18 protein-coding genes are annotated in these 18,473 nt (G+C 72.6%); 10 read left to right on the plus strand and 8 right to left on the minus strand.

Annotation, left to right across the window (positions count from 1 at the left end):
• Positions 1-110: 110 nt before the first annotated feature.
• Genes O7620_RS30240 through nudC form a run of 4 tightly spaced genes read left to right on the plus strand, consistent with a single transcriptional unit; the run spans position 111 to position 4,834 of the window.
• Positions 111-1,238 carry an LLM class flavin-dependent oxidoreductase gene (locus tag O7620_RS30240; RefSeq protein WP_278126535.1) on the plus strand — a complete coding sequence of 376 codons (1,128 nt, stop codon included), beginning with the start codon at positions 111-113 and terminating at the stop codon, positions 1,236-1,238.
• Positions 1,239-1,248: 10 nt separating this feature from the next.
• Complete coding sequence (locus tag O7620_RS30245; RefSeq protein WP_278126536.1) at positions 1,249-2,559, plus strand: pitrilysin family protein; 1,311 nt, start codon at positions 1,249-1,251, stop codon at positions 2,557-2,559.
• Entirely contained in the window at positions 2,556-3,878 is a 1,323-nt protein-coding gene (locus tag O7620_RS30250) for a pitrilysin family protein (RefSeq protein ID WP_278126537.1), read from the plus strand. Before O7620_RS30245 ends, O7620_RS30250 begins: the two co-directional genes overlap by 4 nt.
• Positions 3,875-4,834, plus strand: a complete 960-nt coding sequence (gene nudC / locus O7620_RS30255) for an NAD(+) diphosphatase (protein ID WP_151492532.1) — start codon at positions 3,875-3,877, stop codon at positions 4,832-4,834. The genes O7620_RS30250 and nudC overlap by 4 nt, the downstream gene beginning before the upstream one ends.
• A 123-nt stretch (positions 4,835-4,957) precedes the next feature.
• Here nudC and O7620_RS30260 read toward each other — a convergent pair whose 3' ends face one another.
• The 3 genes from O7620_RS30260 to O7620_RS30270 all read right to left on the minus strand — a co-directional run bounded on the left by O7620_RS30260 (position 4,958) and on the right by O7620_RS30270 (position 6,741).
• Positions 4,958-5,233, minus strand: a complete 276-nt coding sequence (locus tag O7620_RS30260) for a hypothetical protein (RefSeq protein ID WP_151492531.1) — start codon at positions 5,231-5,233, stop codon at positions 4,958-4,960.
• Between the two features lie 213 nt (positions 5,234-5,446).
• Positions 5,447-5,686, minus strand: a complete 240-nt coding sequence (locus tag O7620_RS30265) for a DUF397 domain-containing protein (RefSeq protein ID WP_278126538.1) — start codon at positions 5,684-5,686, stop codon at positions 5,447-5,449.
• A 74-nt stretch (positions 5,687-5,760) separates the two neighbouring features.
• Entirely contained in the window at positions 5,761-6,741 is a 981-nt protein-coding gene (locus O7620_RS30270; protein ID WP_278126539.1) for a helix-turn-helix transcriptional regulator, read from the minus strand.
• Positions 6,742-6,899: 158 nt separating this feature from the next.
• On the opposite strand from O7620_RS30270, the gene O7620_RS30275 reads away from it, so the two are divergent.
• Positions 6,900-8,252 carry an MFS transporter gene (locus O7620_RS30275; RefSeq protein WP_278126540.1) on the plus strand — a complete coding sequence of 451 codons (1,353 nt, stop codon included), beginning with the start codon at positions 6,900-6,902 and terminating at the stop codon, positions 8,250-8,252.
• Between the two features lie 67 nt (positions 8,253-8,319).
• On the opposite strand, the gene O7620_RS30280 is transcribed toward O7620_RS30275, so the two are convergent.
• Positions 8,320-8,562 (minus strand): mycoredoxin, encoded by a 243-nt coding sequence (locus O7620_RS30280; RefSeq protein ID WP_151492942.1) that lies wholly within the window; start codon positions 8,560-8,562, stop codon positions 8,320-8,322.
• A 93-nt stretch (positions 8,563-8,655) separates the two neighbouring features.
• Between O7620_RS30280 and O7620_RS30285 the strand changes: the two genes are divergently transcribed.
• The 3 genes from O7620_RS30285 (at position 8,656) to O7620_RS30295 (ending at position 11,690) form a co-directional block, all read left to right on the plus strand.
• The gene (locus O7620_RS30285; RefSeq protein ID WP_278126542.1) at positions 8,656-10,821 is read left to right on the plus strand and encodes an ATP-dependent DNA helicase UvrD2; all 2,166 of its coding nucleotides are present in this window, start codon (positions 8,656-8,658) and stop codon (positions 10,819-10,821) included.
• Between the two features lie 124 nt (positions 10,822-10,945).
• A complete protein-coding gene (locus O7620_RS30290) occupies positions 10,946-11,194 on the plus strand; it encodes a hypothetical protein (RefSeq protein ID WP_151492940.1) in 249 nt (82 codons plus the stop codon).
• Between the two features lie 130 nt (positions 11,195-11,324).
• On the plus strand, positions 11,325-11,690 hold the full coding sequence (locus tag O7620_RS30295; protein WP_121674877.1) for a WhiB family transcriptional regulator: 366 nt from the start codon (positions 11,325-11,327) through the stop codon (positions 11,688-11,690).
• A gap of 308 nt (positions 11,691-11,998) precedes the next feature.
• Here the strand turns inward: O7620_RS30295 and O7620_RS30300 are convergent, their stop codons facing one another.
• From O7620_RS30300 to O7620_RS30310, 3 genes are all read right to left on the minus strand, one after another.
• Positions 11,999-13,345 (minus strand): AarF/ABC1/UbiB kinase family protein, encoded by a 1,347-nt coding sequence (locus tag O7620_RS30300; RefSeq protein ID WP_151492938.1) that lies wholly within the window; start codon positions 13,343-13,345, stop codon positions 11,999-12,001.
• Complete coding sequence (locus tag O7620_RS30305) at positions 13,342-14,454, minus strand: TOMM precursor leader peptide-binding protein (RefSeq protein ID WP_278126545.1); 1,113 nt, start codon at positions 14,452-14,454, stop codon at positions 13,342-13,344. Before O7620_RS30305 ends, O7620_RS30300 begins: the two co-directional genes overlap by 4 nt.
• Positions 14,455-14,671: 217 nt before the next feature.
• Entirely contained in the window at positions 14,672-14,842 is a 171-nt protein-coding gene (locus tag O7620_RS30310) for a DUF5679 domain-containing protein (RefSeq protein WP_167457767.1), read from the minus strand.
• A gap of 501 nt (positions 14,843-15,343) precedes the next feature.
• Here O7620_RS30310 and O7620_RS30315 point away from each other — a divergent pair.
• Together O7620_RS30315 and O7620_RS30320 are read left to right on the plus strand one after the other, a co-directional pair.
• A complete protein-coding gene (locus O7620_RS30315) occupies positions 15,344-15,874 on the plus strand; it encodes a M48 family metallopeptidase (protein ID WP_278126548.1) in 531 nt (176 codons plus the stop codon).
• Positions 15,875-16,067: 193 nt separating this feature from the next.
• The gene (locus O7620_RS30320; RefSeq protein WP_278126550.1) at positions 16,068-16,676 is read left to right on the plus strand and encodes a hypothetical protein; all 609 of its coding nucleotides are present in this window, start codon (positions 16,068-16,070) and stop codon (positions 16,674-16,676) included.
• Positions 16,677-17,163: 487 nt separating this feature from the next.
• Here the strand turns inward: O7620_RS30320 and O7620_RS30325 are convergent, their stop codons facing one another.
• A complete protein-coding gene (locus tag O7620_RS30325; protein ID WP_151492467.1) occupies positions 17,164-18,453 on the minus strand; it encodes a zinc-dependent metalloprotease in 1,290 nt (429 codons plus the stop codon).
• Positions 18,454-18,473 lie beyond the last annotated feature (20 nt).

An 18,473-nucleotide genomic window follows, 5' to 3' on the forward strand; every position in this document is an offset into this window, starting at 1 on the left:
TTGGTAGGAAGAGTGGGCCAGGGCGTGGTCAGCGTCAAGAGGCATCCACATGCCGGGACGCGGGGTCTCAGATATGTCGGTATTTCCTACTAGTTTGCTAGGGTAAGCCGGTGACTGGATCACGGACCTTCCACTGGTTCCTGCCCACCTCCGGCGACGGCGACCAGGTCGGCGCGGCCACCGTCACGGCGGGCGCCGCCCGCCACGACCGGGCCGCCACCGTGGCGTACCTGGCCGAGGTCGGCCGCGCCGCCGAGGCGGGCGGCTTCAGCGCCGTCCTGACCCCGGTCGGTGCCGGCTGCCCCGACCCGTGGATCGTCTGCGCGGCCGTCGCCCAGCACACCGAGCGGCTCGGCATGCTGGTCGCCGTCCGCGCCGGCTTCGCGCTGCCCACCCTGATCGCCCAGCAGGCCGAGGCGTTCCAGGCCGTCTCCGGCGGTCGGCTGTCGCTCAACATCGTCACCGGCGGCGACCCGGCCGAGCAGCGGGCGTACGGCGACTTTCTCGGCCACGACGACCGCTACGCACGCACCGGCGAGTTCATCGAGGTGCTCCGCCGCGCCTGGGCCGGCCGGCCGTTCGACCACTCCGGCGCGCACTACCGGGTCGAGGGCGGTGGCCTGGCCACCCCCCTGTCCGAGCCGCCGCCGGTCTACTTCGGCGGCGCGTCCCCCGCCGCCGAGGCGGTCGCGGCCCAGCAGGCCGACACGTACCTCATGTGGGGTGAGCCACCCACGGCCATCGCAGCCCGCGTCACCCGTATCCGGGCGCTCGCCGCCGAGCACGGCCGCACCCTGCGCACGGGCCTCCGCCTGCACGTCATCGCCCGGCCCACCAGCGCCGAGGCGTGGGCGGAGGCCGACCGCCTGCTGGCCGGGATGAGCCCGGAACGGATCGCCGCCGCCCAGGCCAGGTTCCGCCGGATGGACTCCGTCGGGCAGGCCCGGATGGCCGCGCTGAACGCCGGCCGCACCGACGGGCTCACCGTCGCACCCAACCTCTGGGCCGGGGTCGGCCTGGTCCGTGAGGGCGCCGGCACCGCGCTCGTCGGCAGCTACGCCGAGGTCGCGGCCCGCATCGACGAGTACGCCGACCTCGGCGTCGACGAGTTCGTCCTCTCCGGCTGGCCGCACCGCGAGGAGGCCGAGCGGGTCGGCGCGGAGGTGCTGCCGCTGGTCACCAAACCGGTGGTGCCGGCTCCGCGGAGGACGCCGGTGGGGCGGGTGTCGACGCGCTAGGGTCAGTCCCGTGGCGGCGCGGAGATCCAGAATTCCAGCGACCAAGTACCCGGTCGAGCGGTTCACCCTCGACAACGGCCTGCGGGTGGTGCTCACCCCCGATCGCAGCGCCCCGGTGATCGGGGTGGCGGTGGTCTACGACGTCGGCATCCGCTCCGAACCGGAGGGGCGCACCGGCTTCGCCCACCTCTTCGAGCACCTGATGTTCCAGGGCTCGGAAAATCTGGAGAAGCTGGCCCACTTCCGGCACGTGCAGGGTGCCGGCGGCACCTTCAACGGCTCCACCCACCTGGACTACACCGACTACTTCGAGACGCTGCCGAGCAACGCGCTGGAACGCGCGCTGTTCCTGGAGGCGGACCGGATGCGCGGCCCCCGACTGACCGAGGAGACCCTGCGCAACCAGGTCGACGTGGTCAAGGAGGAGATCCGGGTCAACGTGCTCAACCGGCCGTACGGCGGTTTCCCCTGGCTCACCCTGCCGCCGGTCATGTTCGACACCTTCCCCAACGCGCACGACGGCTACGGCTCGTTCGACGACCTGGAGTCGGCGACCGTCGCCGACGCCGCCGACTTCTTCCGCCGCTACTACGCCAGCGGCAACGCGGTCCTCGCCGTCAGCGGTGACATCGACGTGGCCGAGGCGACCGAGCTGGTCAACCGGCACTTCGGCGACGTGCCGGCCCGCCCCGCGCCGAAGCGACCCGACTTCACCGAGCCCGACCTGGCCGCCGAGCGGCGCACCACGTACACCGATCGGCTGGCGCCGCTGCCGGCGGTGGCCGGGGCCTGGCGGGTGCCCGACCCGGTCACCGACTTCGCCGGCTACCTGCCGTACGTGGTGCTGGCCGAGGTGCTCACCGACGGCGACGCGTCGCGGCTCGTCGAGCGGCTCGTCCAGCGCGACCGCTCGGTGACCAGCCTCGGCGGCTACCTCGGTTTCATGGGTGACCCGTTCGACGTGCGGGATCCCACCGCGCTGCTGCTGCAGGCGCACCTGCCGCCGGGCGGCGACGTGGACAAGGTGCTGCGCACCGTCGACGAGGAACTCGATCGGCTGGGCACCGACGGCCTGACCGACGGCGAACTGGCCCGCACCCAGGCCCGGATGGCGACCCACCTGCTGCGCGACACCGACGCGGTGCTCGGCCGGGCGCTGCGGATGGCCGTCCTGGAACAGCAACGCGGTGAGCCGGGGCTGCTCAACGACCTGCCGAGGCTGATCGGCGAGGTCACCGAGGAGCAGGTCCAGACCGCCGCCGCCACCCTTCGACCGGAGCGCCGCGCCACCATCGAGGTCATCGCCGGAGGTGCCCGATGAGCGTACGCACGCTGCCCCCGCTCGGCCCCACCCGCAAGCTCAAGGTGCCCCGGCAGGCCGAACGCACGCTCCGCAACGGTCTGACCGTGATCGCGGTACGCCGGCCCTCCGTACCCCTGGTCGAGTTGCGCCTCTGGATCCCGTTCGGCCGGGCGCACCTGGCCCGCGGGGCGATGCTCTCGCAGACCATGCTCTCCGGCACCGAGTCGATGACCAGCGTGCAGATCGCCGCCGAGCTGCAGAAGGTGGGCGGTGGGCTGGCCGCCGGTGTCGACCCGGACCGGCTGATGCTCTCCGGCGCCGGCCTGGTCACCGGCCTGGACCGGATGCTGGAGCTGCTGGCCGAGGTGTTGACCGGCGCCAACTACCCGACCGACGAGGTGACCACCGAACGGGACCGGCTGGTCGACCGGATCCAGGTGGCGCAGAGCCAGCCGGCACACCTGGCCCGCGAGGCGCTGCTGAAGCGGATCTACGGCCGGCACCCGTACGCGACGCAGACCCCGGAGCCCGACCAGATCCGCGCGGTCCGGCCGGCGACGCTGCGCACCCTGCACGCCGAGCGGGTGCATCCGGCCGGTGCGCAGTTGGTGCTGGTCGGCGACGTGCAGCCGGAGAAGGCGCTGGACGCGGCCGAGCGGGCGCTCGGCGGGTGGTCCGGCGCCGGTCGCACCGCCGAACTGCCGCGGACACCCCCGCTGGAGCCGGGGCCGCTGCTGCTGGTCGACCGGCCCGGGTCGGTGCAGTCCTCGCTGCGTATCGCGCTGCCGGCCGTGTCCCGCACCGACCCCGACCACGCTCCGCTGCAACTGGCCAACCTGATCTTCGGCGGCTACTTCTCCTCCCGCTGGGTGGAGAACATCCGCGAGGACAAGGGCTACACGTACGGGCCGCACTCGGTGATCGAGCACTCGGTGGCCGGGTCGGTGCTGGTCGCCGCCGCCGAGGTGGCCACCGAGGTCACCGGTCCGGCGTTGCTCGAGACGACGTACGAGCTGGGCCGGTTGGCGTCGCTGCCGCCGAAGCCGGAGGAGTTGGAGCAGGCCCGCCAGTACGCCCTCGGCACCCTTCAGCTCGGCATGTCCACCCAGGCCGGGCTGGCCGCGTTGACCAGCGCGTACGCCGGCAACGGGCTACGTCTGGACTTCCTCGCCGAGTACGCGGCGAGGTTGGCCAAGGCGAGCATCGACGACGTCGCGGAGGTGGCGGCCCGCTACCTGGCGCCGGCCCGGGCCGCGGTCGTCGTGCTCGGCGACGCCGAACTGGTCACCCCGGGCCTGGCCGCGCTGACCACGATCCGTACCGAGTCCCTGCGGTGAGCGGCGAGACGGCGCCACCGTTGGCCCGGTCGACACTGGACCGGGCCGCGCACCGGCGGGGTGACTCGCAGTGGCTGACCGAGGCGTGGTTGCGCGCCCGGGTGCTGCTGCTCGACTCGACCGACGACGGGCGGACGCTGGCCCGTACCGACGTGTCGCCTCCGGCGCTGGTGCTGTTCGGCGCGGCGGACCTGCCGGCCGGGTCCGAGTCGATGGCGATGTTCCTCGGTGTCGAGCCGGACGGGGTGCCGGTCTTCGCGGTCGACGCGCCGCTGCCGGCGTTGTCGGGCACCCGGGCGGTCAACCTGCGCGAGGTCGGGCATCTGCTCGCCGACCGGGAGGCCGGCATCTTCACTACCGCGTTGGCGCTGGTCAACTGGCACACCCGGCACGGCTACTCGGCGAGCACCGGTGCGCCGACGGCGATGGACGAGGCCGGTTGGTCCCGGGTGGACCGCAACGGCGGCCGGATCTGGCCGCGCACCGACCCGGCGATGATCGTCCTGGTGCACGACGGGGTCGACGGGCCGGACGGGCGCTGCCTGCTCGGCAACAACGCCGGCTGGCCCGGCACCCCGGGTGGTCGGCGCTACTCGTGCCTGGCCGGCTACGTCGAGCCGGGGGAGTCGGCCGAGGCCGCCGTACTGCGCGAGGTCCGTGAGGAGGTGGGCATCGGAGTCGAGCGGATCGGGTACGTGGGCAGCCAGGCGTGGCCGTTCCCCGGCTCGCTGATGTTGGGTTTCCTGGCCACGGCCGACCCGTCGGATCCGGTGCGGGTCGATCCGTCGGAGATCGCGTACGCCCGGTGGTTCTCCCGGCAGGAGATCGGGGCGGCGCTGGCCGGGCGGACCGTGGACGTGGGCGACGGTGCCCGGCTGATCCTGCCGCCGCCGTCGTCGATCGCGTTGTTCCTCATCCACCGCTGGCTGGATGGTTGGGTGGACGGCGACCGCTGAGCACGGTCCCGGCCCGTGGCCGACGTTGCCGCGGCGGTCACGGGCCGGGAACACGGGCCGTCATGGTCGGAGGCAAGGAACACGGCGGGGGAGCCGATCCGGCCACGACGGACGTCTGGTGGGTCAGGGGCCGGTGCGGCCCGGTTTGTGTCGGAACGCGGGTCGGGGCTCGGTGAGCGGCAGGACCTTGACCCGTTGCTTGCCGGCGCGTACGGCGCCGACCGTGGCGAGCGCCCGGGCCAGCAACAGCGCGGCGTCCCGGTCCTCGGCGTGCACGATCTGCCGGCGCGGCTCAGGCTGGGTCGGCTCGTCGCGAAGTCGGTGGCCGTCCGCCCAGGCGGCGGCGATGTCTCCGTCGGCGACGGCGCGGATGTCGGTGCGAACGATCAGGAACCGCATGAGGGTCTCCGGATGAACCGCGACGGATGAGCCAGTGTGGAAGTTCCACGTACTCGAGGTCATGCTACGCCGCGTACTCGTCCCAGCAACTGAAACGCGCCTATCGGTTTCCAGCCTCGTCCGATCAACCGATGGGCTGGTCAGCGGGGTTGGTGGCGCACACGACGACGGGGCCGCCGGCGATACGCCGACGGCCCCGTCCCGGTCACCGGATCAGTTCAGATCGAACTGGCCCTCCTTGGCACCGGTGATGAAGCCGAGCCAGCCCGCGCGGTTGAACAGCAGCACCGGGCCACCCCGGTCCTTGCTGTCGCGCAGCGCGACCGCCGAGGGACCGGTGCCCAGGGGGGCGACCTCGACGCAGTTGGAGGTCTGGCTGCGTGTGCTCGTACGCCACGGGGCGTCTACCAGCGACTGCGCGGAGACGGACGGCGTGTTGCGGATGTCGTTCATGGTTCTGCTCCTGATGTGCAGCGATCCGATGGGACGAGTGGTGCCGCACGCCCCGACGGATGGTCCCCCGTGGATCACCGGTCCGTCAGTCGCCCCGCAGCCCGGCGGCGTTGGGTCGGCGCCGTTGCCGGCCCGAACGCCACTGTGGATGGGGGCGCCGCCTCGGTCAGCCGTCCCGTCGCCTCGATCAGCCAGGAGAGGGTGTCCGAGGCGTTCAGTGCCGCCGTGCATAGCCACTCGAACACCACTTTATAGCGATTTAGTGCAATAGCGTCGGACGACATGACGTCCGTGAAGCCCCCTTCGATGGCCAACGTCTCCGGATCGAGGGGATCGGCGAACCGATAGAGGGAGAACGCGGTCGGCGGAAGGTACCAATCTCCGATCTGCGTGTCGCGCAGGAGCACGTGCAGCGTCACGTTCGGTAGCAGGGCCAGCTCGCAAAGTTGGACCAACTGCTCGTGCAGCACCTCGGGCGGCCCGGCGCGGCGACCGAGGGCCGCCTCCTCCAGGACGGCGGTGTAGCGCGGCGCGTCGGTCTCCCGGGTCAGCAACGACTGGCGGGCCAACCGCGCCTGTACCTCGGTCTCGGGCTCGTCGCCGGGTTCCGGTTCGCCCGCGCCGGCACCCACCTGGCGGGCCGAGACGATCCGGACCTGGGCGTACCCGGGAGTCTGCAACAGCCCGGGGACCAGCACCGGGTTGTACTCGGAGATCTCCGCGCAGCCCGCCTCCAGTTCCGCCCAGCTGCGCTGTTGCAGCGTCATCACCGGGAAGTTCTTCAGCCAGGTCCGCATGTCGCCAGCCTCACCGGCGAACCCGAGCAACTCCTCGCGCTGCGCCGCGTCGGCGCCGTAGAGGTCGAGGAGGACAGCGACGTCCTGCGGGTCCGGACGGCTGCGACCGTTCTCCAGTCGGGACAGTTTGGACGCGGACGCCCAACCGATACGCTCGATGACCTGGTCCCCGGTCAGGCTCGCGGCCTCGCGAAGGCGGCGCAGCTCGACGCCCAACCGGCGACGACGCAGGATCGGGCTGGGTGCGGCAGGAGGCACGGTGTCCTCTTTCCCGTCGACCGACGCAGACGCGACGGTAACTGTATGAAATTCGCCCCCCACGGTCAGTATGGACGGCGCGACCGGCGTCGGAGGTTCCGGCGGGGGCGTGTCTTGCGAAAAATGGACCACGGGTACGCCGGAGCACGACGGACCCGTTGTCGGCCCCGTCGACCCCGCCCACCCCGGGCACACCATCCCGCCGGAGGGATCCCATGCGCACCGTCCTGCGCCGACCCGACTTCCGTCTGCTCTTCGGCGGCCTCCTGGCCAGCATGACCGCCGAGTCGATCCTGCTGCTCGCGCTCGCCATCTGGGTCAAGGACCTCACCGGCTCCGACGGGCTCGCCGGTGCCACGATCTTCGCCGTCATCGCACCGATGACGCTGGCGCCCCTGGTCGGCTGGTTCGTCGACCGCTACCCGCGTCGCCCCTTCTTCGTGGCCGCGAACCTGGTCACCGCAGTGCTGCTCATCCCGCTGTTCACCGTCCGAGACGCCGGCGACGTCTGGCTCGTGTACCTGGTGGCCGCCCTGTACGGCCTGTCGTACATCACGCTCAGCGCGGCGCTCAGCGGGCTGATCCGGCAGCTGGTGCCGGTGGAGCTGCTGGCCGAGGCGAACGGCGTCCTGCAGACCGTCCGCCAGGGGCTGCGGCTGATCGGCCCGCTGGCCGGGGCGGCGCTCTACGCGGCGATCGGCGGCTGGGCGCTGGCCGGTATCGGCATGGTCGGCTTCCTGACCGCGGCGGCGGTGGTGAGCGCGCTGCCCACCCCGCAGCCCGCACCACCGATGGTGCGGCTGCGCTGGCCGGCCGAGCTGGGTGCCGGACTGCGCCACCTGGCCGGTGAGCCGGCCCTGCGCCGGGCCCTGCTCGGGTACGGGCTCGGGTCGCTGGTGATGGGCTTCAGCGAGTCGCTGATCTTCGCCTACGTCGACCAGGGACTGGACCGGGACGCCGCCTTCGTGGGCGTGCTGGTCACCGTGCAGGGGGTGGGTGGGCTGCTGGGCGGGCTCTGCTCACCGGCGCTGGTCCGCCGACTCGGTGAGGTCGGCACACTGGCCACCGGGGTCGCCCTGTTCGGGCCGGCGGCGCTCGCGCTCGCGTACCCCGACCTGCGGCTCGGGTTCGCGGCGGTGCTGCTGGCCGGCGTGTCGCTCCCGCTGACCATGGTGGGCCTGCACACGCTGATCCAGCGACGTACCCCACCCGGGCTGGTCGGCCGCGTCGCCGCGGCCACCGAGGCGGTCATCAGCGGACCGCAGGCGTTCTCCATCGGCGCGGGTGCCCTGCTCGTCGGCTTCCTGGACTACCGGGTGCTGTTCGCGCTGGTCGGGGTGGCCACCATCGCCGCCGGCGGCTACCTGTGGCGGGGCCGGCACCTCAGCGCGCCGGCCGGTGCCCGCCCACCCACGCCGCCGACCCGCCCGAGGTTGCCCGCGCCCCGACGCCCGGCCGACGACGCCGACGAGCCGGTGGTCACCGGCATCCACCGGCCACCCCAGAACTGACGGATACCGGACACGACGAGCGGCCGCCCCGGGTGGGACGGCCGCTCGTCGCGGATGACACCGGCGGTCAGGCGGTGAGAGTCGCCAGGTGCTGCTTGACCTGGGTGATCGAGGGATTGGTGAGGGCGCTGCCGTCGGCGAAGCGCAACGTCGGCACCGTCTGGTTGCCGCCGTTGACACTCATCACGAACTCCGCGGCCTTCGGGTCCTGCTCGATGTCGACCACCTCGTACCCGATGCCCTCCCGGTCGAGCTGCGACTTCAGCCGGTGGCAGTAGCCGCACCAGGGGGTGGAATACATCGTCAGCATGGTCGGATCCTCCAACTCCTCCGGCCGCCGGCTTGCGGATCAAGCCGAGGCTGTTCGCTGCAACGTTCGGAGGAGCTGAGATGATTCCTGGTTGTGGTGGTTCACTCAGCGTCGGAACAGGTGCTCGCCGGGCTGGACCCGGAGCAGCGCGCCGCGGTGACCGCACCCGCCGGCCCGGTCTGCATCCTGGCCGGCGCCGGCACCGGCAAGACCCGCGCGATCACCACCCGGATCGCCCACCGGGCGCTTTCCGGTGAGATCTCCCCGCGGCACGTGCTCGCGGTCACCTTCACCGCCCGGGCCGCCGCCGAGATGCGGCACCGGATCTCGCTGCTCGGCGTGCGGGGCGTGCAGGCGCGCACCTTCCACGCGGCCGCGCTGCGCCAGGTCCGCTACTTCGCCCCCCGGCTGCTGGCCGGCCGGGCCATGCCCGAGCTGCTGGACAGCAAGGTGCGGCTGGTCACCCTCGCCGCCGCCCGGGTCGGCCTGCGCACCGACCGGGCCGCCGCCCGGGATCTGGCCGGTGAGATCGAGTGGGCCAAGTCGTCGCTGGTCGAGCCGGGGGACTACGTGGTGGCGGCGGCCCGGGCACTGCGGGACACGCCGCACGAGCCGGCGAAGGTGGCCGACGTGTTCACCGCGTACGAGCAGCTCAAGCGCTCCAACGGCGTGATCGACTTTGAGGACATGCTGCGTGCCGCGGTGTGGGGCATCGAGGAACACCCGGACGTCGCCGAGCAGGTCCGTGGCCAGTACCGGCACTTCGTGGTCGACGAGTACCAGGACGTCAACCCGCTCCAGCAGCGGCTGCTGGACGCCTGGCTGGCCGGCCGCAACGACCTCACCGTGGTCGGCGACGCCAGCCAGACGATCTACTCGTTCACCGGGGCGACCTCGTCGTACCTGGTCGACTTCCCGCGCCGGCACCGCAACGCCACCGTGGTCCGGCTGGTCCGCGACTACCGCTCCACCCCGCAGGTGGTCGGGCTGGCCAACGCGGTGATCTCCCAGGCCCGGGGCACCGAGGCGCGGCTGCGGCTGGAGCTGAGCGGTCAACGCCCCCCGGGACCGGTACCGGACCTGCGGATCTTCACCGACGAGCCGGCCGAGGCGAACGCGGTGGCCGCCCGCTGCCGGTCGCTCATCGACGCGGGCACACCGGCGAAGGAGATCGCCGTGCTGTTCCGCACCAACGCGCAGTCCGAGGCGTACGAGAAGGCGCTCACCGAGACCGCCGTGCCGTACGTGGTGCAGGGCGCGGAGCGCTTCTTCGAGCGGACCGAGGTGCGTCAGGCGATGATCGCCCTGCGCTCCGCCACCCGCTCGATCCCCGGGGAGACGCCGCTACCGGCCGCCGTCGTCGAGGCGCTCACCGCGGTCGGGTGGGCACCCGACGCGCCCCCGGCCGGCGGCGCCGCCCGCGAGCGCTGGGAGGCACTCGCCGCGCTGGTCCAGCTCGCCGAGGAGTACGCGGCCACCCCCGAGGTCGTGCCGATCGGGGAGGCCGCCTCGGTGGAGCGCCCGGTCACCCTGACCGACTTCACCGAGGAGCTGGCCAACCGTGCCGCCCAGCAGCACGTGCCGACCGTGGACGGGGTGACGCTGGCCTCCCTGCACTCGGCCAAGGGGCTGGAGTGGGACGCGGTCTTCCTGGTCGGCCTCGCCGAGGGCACCCTGCCCACCACGTACGCCAAGACCGTCGAGCAGGTCGAGGAGGAACGACGGCTGCTCTACGTCGGGATCACCCGGGCCCGGCAGTGGCTCTGGCTGTCGTACGCCTCGGCGCGCTCGCCGGGCGGGCGGGCCCGGCGGCCGTCGCGGTTCCTGCCCCAGCTGGACCGCTCGGGCGGGACCGAACGGGCGGCCGGCGGCACCGGTCCGGCCCGCCGCCCGGAGCGTCGACGGACCCAGATCGTGTCCTGCCGGATCTGCGGCGCCACCCTGCTCGCCGGTCCCGACCGCAAGCTGGGCCGCTGCCCCACCTGCCCGTCCGACATCGACGATGAGCTGCACGAACGACTGCGGGAGTGGCGGCAGCGGGTGGCCGGCGCGCAGAAGGTCCCGGCGTACGTGGTCTTCACCGACGCCACGTTGACCGCGCTGGCCGAGCGGCGTCCCGGCCGGCCGGAGGAGCTGATCGCCATCGCCGGCATCGGCCCCCGCAAGTTGGGCCTGTACGGGGAGTCGGTGTTGGCGCTCGTGGGGGGCGCGGGGGTGGACGACGTCTGCCCGGAGAAAACTTTCGAAATCCAGTCGTAAATTCGTTTGCCCTCGCCCCGGCGCGAGGAATAGCCTCAGGACACACCACGCGAGCGGCGCCATTCCGGCTGCTCACGGGGGTTGGTCCAGTCGATTTTCGAGGAACGTGAGGGAGGTGGCACCCGTGAAGATCTTCACCTATGAGCGTCTGGCGGCGATGCCGTCTGTCCACGCTCCGTTGTCGGCTGTCCGGGTGGCCCTTGCGGCCGCACGACCGTCGGTTCCGCAGGTGCACCAGGTTCAGGCCGAGCTGACCCTGGCCGTCGCGCCCACCGGAGTTGATGGGACCAGTGGCATCACGGGCATGGGCATCGATGGCGCCAAGAAGCGCACGAATGTCCGCGGCGTTCCACCTCGAGGTAGACCGGTCTGACTCTCAGACACCGGCTCACCTCGAGGCCGCGGAACCCGCTACCGGGATCCGCGGCCTCAGTTTTTTGCCCCGCCGAAGTTACGTCGGAATGCGATCCACGAGATCGAAGTGAGAGAGAGGTGACCGGGAGATGAGTCTGGCGTTGGCCCCCCTCGATGTGAGCGTCGAGATGGAGGCGAACCTGCCCTGCCGGAAGTTCGACCCCGACCTGTGGTTCTCTGACTCGCCCGCCCAGCTCGAGCTGGCCAAGTCGCTCTGCGGGGACTGCCCGCTGCGCGTCGAGTGCCTGGCCGGGGCGGTGGAGCGAGCGGAGCCGTGGGGCGTCTGGGGCGGCGAGATCTTCGAGCGTGGCGCGGTCGTCCCGCGCAAGCGGCCCCGTGGCCGTCCGCGCAAGGAGGACGTCGCCCGTGACGCCGAGCTCCGGGTCGAGGCCGAGGCGCGCCTGGCGGCCAGTGGGCTGTCCGAGGTGCGTGGCGCGGTCCGGCTGGCAGCCTGACATGTTCCCGATCCGTACCAGCTACGCCGGTGTCACGCCGGCAGCGAGTGAGAAGACGATGTTCAACGTCCCGACTGGAGCCTTCGAGATGCAACTACTCCACGAAGCGTTGTCCCGGGCTCGAATGCGCCGGCCTCAGGCCGGTCGTACCACCACGAGCACTGAGGCAACCCGATCCGCCCGTACCGTCGCCATGAACAGCCGTAACCAGTCGGCGCGCGACCTGGGCGTTCTCTAGTACCAACCCCACTCAGAAGGGCGGGTGCCGACCGGCACCCGCCCTTCGCGACGTTCTCAGCCCGGTGTGCTCACGCCACGGGAGCGAAGCCGGGGAGCCAGCGTTCCAGGATGCTCCGGTACGGGGCCTTCGCCTCCAACTGGCAGAGCACCCCGATCGATCCGAGTGTCACCCGGTGGATGAGCAGGTACGACGGCGGCAGGTTGAGCTGCCGGCTCAGCTGGTAGGTGGGGGACCGGGGGCTGGCCAGTCGCGCCGCCTCGCCGCGCAGCCACGCCCGGGTGAAGCGAAACCCGTCGGTGGCGATGGGCTCCAGCATCGGCCGGATGAAGTCGAGCACACCCTCGGCGTCGATATCGTCGGCGGCGCCGATGAAGCCCTCGGACCGCAGCCCCTCCACCACCCCGGCGGCGTCGTTGCGCAGGGCCAACGCGGCGATACGACCGATCGGCTCCGGCGTGCCCTCCGGCATCCGCGCCACCGCGCCGAAGTCGATCACCCCGAGCCGGCCGTCGGCCAGCAGCCGGAAATTGCCCGGATGCGGGTCGGCGTGCAGCAGCCCGGCCCGCTGCGGCGCCGAGAGGTGCAGGGTGGCCATCAGCCGGCCGGCCTCGTCCCGCTGCTCCTCGGTGCCCTCCCGGATGATGTCCGCCAGCGGCGTGCCCGTCACCCACTCGGTCACCAGCACCCGGGGCGCCGCGTTGATCACCGCCGGGATGTAGATCTCCGGGTCGTCGGCGTACGCGGCGGCGAAGGTGCGCTGCGACTCGGCCTCCAGCTCGTAGTCCAACTCCTCGGTGATCCGTTCACGCAGCTCCACCAGGAGCGGCTTGACGTCCAGGCCGGGCTGGATGGCCCGGAACATCCCGCCCAGCCGGGAGAGCTGCTTGAGGTCGGCGAGCAGCGCGTCACCGGCGCCCGGATACTGGATCTTCACGGCCACGTCGCGGGCGTTCGGCGCACCCGAGGCGTCGTACCCCGGTTCCCGCCACCGGGCCCGGTGCACCTGGCCGATGCTGGCGGCGGCGGCCGGGGTGTCGTCGAACTCGACGAACCGGTCCCGCCAGTTCGGGCCGAGCTGCTCGGCCAGCACCTTGTGCACGCTGGCGGCCGGCAGCGGCGGCGCCGCCTCCTGGAGCTTGGTCAACGCCTGCCGGTAGGGGGCGGCGATCTCCTCCGGAAGGGCCGCCTCGAAGACCGACAGCGCCTGGCCGAACTTCATCGCACCGCCCTTGAGCTGGCCCAGGACGCTGAACAGCTGCTCGGCGGTGCGTTGCTGGATCTCCGCGGAGATCACGTCGGAGGCGAGCCCGGTGACACGCTTTCCCATGCCGAGGACGGTCCGGCCGGCGAAGCCGAGCGGCAGAGCGGCGAGCTTGGCGGTCCGGGACACGGCCCGGCGCGGGATGTCGGTCACCCGGTCATTGTTACCGACCGGAGGGCCCCGCTGCTGCCGTGCGGCCGGGCTGGTGCGTACGCCCGGCTCTCCGAGCACCCGCACGCCGGATGGGGTGGCCAGCCCCGGCGGCGGAACCGGCCGGCGCCGACGATCTCCAGCGCGGCACCGAGCGTCTCCGGACTGCCGCCGTCGAGCTGCGTCAGCGCCTCGACGAGCGCGTACCCGATCGCCGCGAGCAGCGTGCCGGTCGTACCGGCCGGGGTCGGCGCGGTGGCCGCGAGTTGGGCGGCGAGCCGTGGCCAGGCCGGGTCGCGGTCGGCCCGGTGCAGCTCGACGCAGTGCAGGCACGGCCCGGCGGGTGGCCGGACCAGCGGCCCGACGACCGGTACGCCCTCGCGCAGGGTGATCAGAAGGTGCGGCTGGCGGCGCTGGGCGAGACCGGCCGCGAGCAGCGCCGGAGGACGGTCGGTGCCCAACTGGATCACCAGGTCGACGCGGACGGCACGGCCCGGGTGGGTGCCGGTGCCCGGTGCGACCCGGTCGATCGCGGCCCGTACCGCCGGGGCCAGCGGATGGCCCAACTCGGCGGCCGTGATGCCGGTGCCGACCAGGTCGACGGCGCGTACCGGACCGGTGAGGTGGGGGATCACCTGCCCGACGCCGGACTGGGCCAGCGCCACGGCCAGCGGTGCACCGAGTGCGCCGGTGCCGGTGAGCAGCACCCGGGCGGTTCGTCGGCGACGCAGCACCTGCGCGGGGGTGCCGGGCAGCCGGGCCGCGGCCAGGGCCAGCGCGCCTGCCTCCGAGGCGAGCCGCGCCCGGAGCGGGCCGGCCAGCTCGCGGGGGAGCAGGCTGTGCGCGGGCACCAGCAGGCCCGCCGTGCGCAGGGCGGCGAGCAGGGTACGAGCATCGTCGGTGGTGACCCGCGCGGCGGGCGCGTACGCCAGCACCTGCCGTTCGCTACGGGTGCCGTCGAGCAGGTCGAGCAGGTAAGCGGCGCGAGGGTTGGCCAGCTCCAGCAGCACGGCAGGGCCGGGGCCGACGCCGAGTTGAAGGGTGTGGCGGTCGCGCCACAGCCGATTGAGGCCGGGCAGCAGGGTGGGCCGGGGCAGCACGGGACGACTCATAGTGACGAATCGTGACCGCTTCCCTGCTCTCGGTCGATCGTTGTCCACAGGTGGCCGGGCCGCTGTCCAGCGCTGTCCACAGGATTCGCCGAGTTATCCACAACCGGCGAGTAGGGGTGTCGGTCACCCGACAGTGGGTCGGCGCGGCGCGGCGCGGCGGGACGGCAACGGGGGCGGGGTGGCCGTCGGCCACCCCGCCCCCGTCCACCCGTACGGGTCAGACCTTGGCCTTGCCCAGGATGCGGTTCACTGTTGTACCGCATACCGGACACTTGCCCTTTGCCATGTTCATACCGGTCTTCGAGACCTCGACGTGCCCCTCGAAGTCCCGCTTCTCCTTGCACTTCACGCAGTAACCGTTGTAGGTCGTCTGGGCCTGGTCGGCCACGGTGCCCTCCTCGTCTCGTCCGCCGGTCAATACGGTCCCGGCGGGGTGCCCGGCGGCGGGCCACACGGGGCGCCGCTGGGTCTCACTCCACGGCCACCTTCGTGACCGCTGGTCCGCGGACCCTACCCAGGTCTGGGCAGTTCCATGTCAGCTGTGCATCGACACTGTGAGCAAGTCGACGTCGAGAGTGTGCATGGCGAAATAGGTCGGATAAGTCAGTTTGGCGGGGACACGCCGACCAAACCTCTCAGCCACCCGTGCGGGTGGCCTGTGCGGCGTCCGAAGCGGTGATCACTACGGTGGAGGCGGCGTACCCCGAGCTTGGTCTGCACGAAGGGTGACGAGAGGGCGCGGCGACGGCTCGGTCAAGAAATTTTCGGGACGCTGGGCGACCAATCGCCATTTTCTGGGCGCGTGTCGTGCGGTTGACTCTTGCGGACCCCTGGTCAGTACGCATTAGCTTTCTGACGTGACACGTAGCCGAGGCTGCGCGGGCCAGTGATGGCGGGGACGCGCAAGCCGGTCGTCGAGGTGCGGCGCAGTCAGCGCCGACGACGCACGGTGTCCGCGTACCGTGACGGCGAACGTGTCGTCGTCCTCATCCCGGACCAGTTCTCCCGCGCCGAGGAGAGCGAATGGGTCGACCGGATGCTGGCCCGGCTCGCCGCCCGGGAGGGCCGGCTGGCCCGCTCCGACGCCGAGCTGCTGGCCCGGGCCACCCGGCTCATCGACCTCTACCTCAGCGGGTACGGCGCTCGCGCGGTGCCGGCCAGCGTGCGGTGGGTCACCAACCAGAACGGCCGATGGGGCTCCTGCACGCCCGCCGACCGCAGCATCCGGATCTCCCACCGCGTGCAGGACATGCCCGACTGGGTGATCGACTACGTGTTGCTGCACGAGTTGGCGCACCTCATCGTGCCCAGTCACAACGCGCGGTTCTGGGCGCTGGTGGGTCGCTACCCCAAGGCGGAACGCGCCCGCGGGTACCTCGAAGGCGTGGCCGCCGCCTCCGGCGCCCCCGTCCCCACCTGACCCGCGCTGATCCCCCGTATCCCGGCGGCGCGGACACCCCGGTTCCGCCGAAACTGAGTGGATCATCCCGCCGGGCCGGCCCGGGCCGGGCTGGGCTGGGCCGGGCTGGGCCGGGTCGGGCTGGGTCGGGCTGGGGCTGGCTGGGCTCGGCCGGGGCGGGTTCCGGGCGAGGTGGGGCGCTAGGGTCGGGGACATGTCGCGGCGGGTGGTGGTGGCGTTGCTTGGGCCGGTCCAGTGGTCGCCGCCCGGCGTCGATCGGGCGGACTGGCGGTCGGCGCTCGCCGAGGACGTCGTCGACCTGATCGCCACCCTCAACGAGGTGGAGGTCGCCGTCGCGGTGACCCCGGCCGACCGCGCGCTGGCGGACGCCCTGGTCTGGCCCGGCACCACGGTGTACGAGGTGTCCGAGCCGACGCCGAACGCGGTGTTCGCCGTGCTGGACGGCTACGACCAGGCGGCGGTACTCGCTGGTGACGTGCCCGATCTGCCTGCGCTGACCGTCGGCAAGCTGCTGCGCCCGCTCACCACCCGACCGGTCGCGGTGGCTCCGGTGGAGGGTGGCGGACCGGGTCTGCTCGGGGTGGCCGTACGGCTGCCCGTGCCGGGATGGCTACCCCCGCTGGATCTGGACACCGCGACGCCGGCCGACGCGCGCTCCGGTGCACCCCGGCCCATGGACGTGGTGGTCACCGCCGGGTGGCGACGGATGCGCGGCCCGGCCGACCTGGCCACCCTGGACCCGGCCTTCGAGGGCTGGGAGGCCACTCGGGCCCTGCTCTCCGGCTCGGGCCGGCCCGCCTGACCCGCTGTCGGCGCGGCGCGCCCACCGCCGGCGGATCCGCTGTCGGCGCGGCGCGCCCACTATCGGCGGATCCGCTGTCGGCGCGGCGCGCCCACCATCGGGTGACGCGCTATCGGCGAGGCGACCGCCGGACGGGGTCCGCCACCGGCCCGCCCATCGTCCGGCGGACCCGCTACCAGCGGGGGCGACCGTCAGACGGCCCGCTACCGGTGCGCCACGGGCCGGCGGACCCGACGCCGGGCTGCCGGGTGCCCGCCATCGAGCGGTGAGGCTGGGGAGGCGGGTGCACCGATGAGCGTGATGCCTGTGGGTCATATTGATGACTCACAGGCATCACGCTCACACCCGTCATTGCCCGCCTTCGGGCATCCGGGCCGGCCACCGAACGGCCAAGCGTCAGGGCCAAGCGTCAGGGCCAAGCGTCAGGGCCAAGCGTCAGGGCCGGGCGTCAGGGCCGGGCGTCAGGGCCGGGCGTCAGGGCCGGGCGTCAGGGCTTGGCGTCGCCGTCGTCGTCGGTCTCGTCGGACTGGCCGGGAGCCTTCTCCTCCGCGCCACCGGGGGCGGTGAAGTCGAAGCTGTCCAGCTCACTCAGGTCCATGTCGTTCATCGCGAAGGCGACCGGGTCGGCGAAGTCGTCGTCCGACGGGAGCAGGTCGGGGTGCCCCCAGACGGCGTCGCGGCCCTCGATGCCCCGGTGCGTGGTGAGCGCGGCCCAGAGTGCCGCGGCCTCGCGCAGCCGGCGCGGGCGCAGCTCCAGACCGACCAGCGCGGCGAAGGTCTGCTCGGCGGGACCACCGGCGGCCCGGCGGCGGCGGAACGCCTCGCCCAGCCGGACGACGTTGGGGAGCCGTTCGCTGGCGGCGCTGTCCACGACGTGGCACACCCAGCCCTCGACCAGGGCCAACGCGGTCTCCAGGCGGGCCAGGGAGGCCTTCTGCGCCGGGGTGTCCTCCGGGGTGAAGATGCCTTCCAGGGCGATCGCCTGCATCGACTCCGGGTCGGTCGGGTCGACCCGGCCCATCGCCTCCTCGATCGCCTCCCGGTTGACCCGGATGCCCGAGGCGTACATCTCGACGGCGCTGAGCACGTGCCCGCGCAGCCACGGGACGTGCTGGAACAGCCGCTGGTGGGCGGCCTCACGCAGGGCCACGTAGAGGCGTACCTCATCCTCGGGGAGTTCCAGGCCCTCGCCGTACGCCCGGATGTTGGCTGGGATCAGCGCGGCCGTGCCGGCCGGGCCGAGCGGCAGCCCGATGTCGCCGGCGGAGAGCACCTCCGCGGCGAGCGAGCCGAGGGCCTGACCCAGTTGGCCGCCGAAGAGCGCCCCGCCGAGGGTGGCAACCATCGACTGCATCGGGCCGAGCTGGGCGCGCGCCTCCGGTGGCACCAGGTCACCCATCGCGCCGACCATCCGGCTGGCCACCGGGTCGCAGAGCTTGCGCCACACGTCGAGCGTCTTGAAGATCCACTCGTTGCGGTTCCAGGCGACCGGGGTCTGAATGCCCGACGGCCACGCCGAGGCCGGCTCCAGCCACAGGTCGGCAAGGCGTAGCGCCTCCTCCACCGCGTGACGCTCGTACGGTGACACCGCCGGGTCGCCGGCGGCCGCGAGCTGGCTGGCGGCCACCTGACGGGCCAGGTCCCAGTTGACCGGACCACTGCCCGGCGCGGACAGCAGGTGCTGCAACTGCGACATGAACTGCTGCATCTGCGCGGGATCGTTGGGGTCTGGTGGTTGCCCACCCGGGAGCGCGAAACCGAACGGAATATCAGGCACGACGTCTACGGTACGCGCGC

Source organism: Micromonospora sp. WMMD710, assembly GCF_029626045.1.
Lineage (GTDB): Bacteria > Actinomycetota > Actinomycetes > Mycobacteriales > Micromonosporaceae > Micromonospora.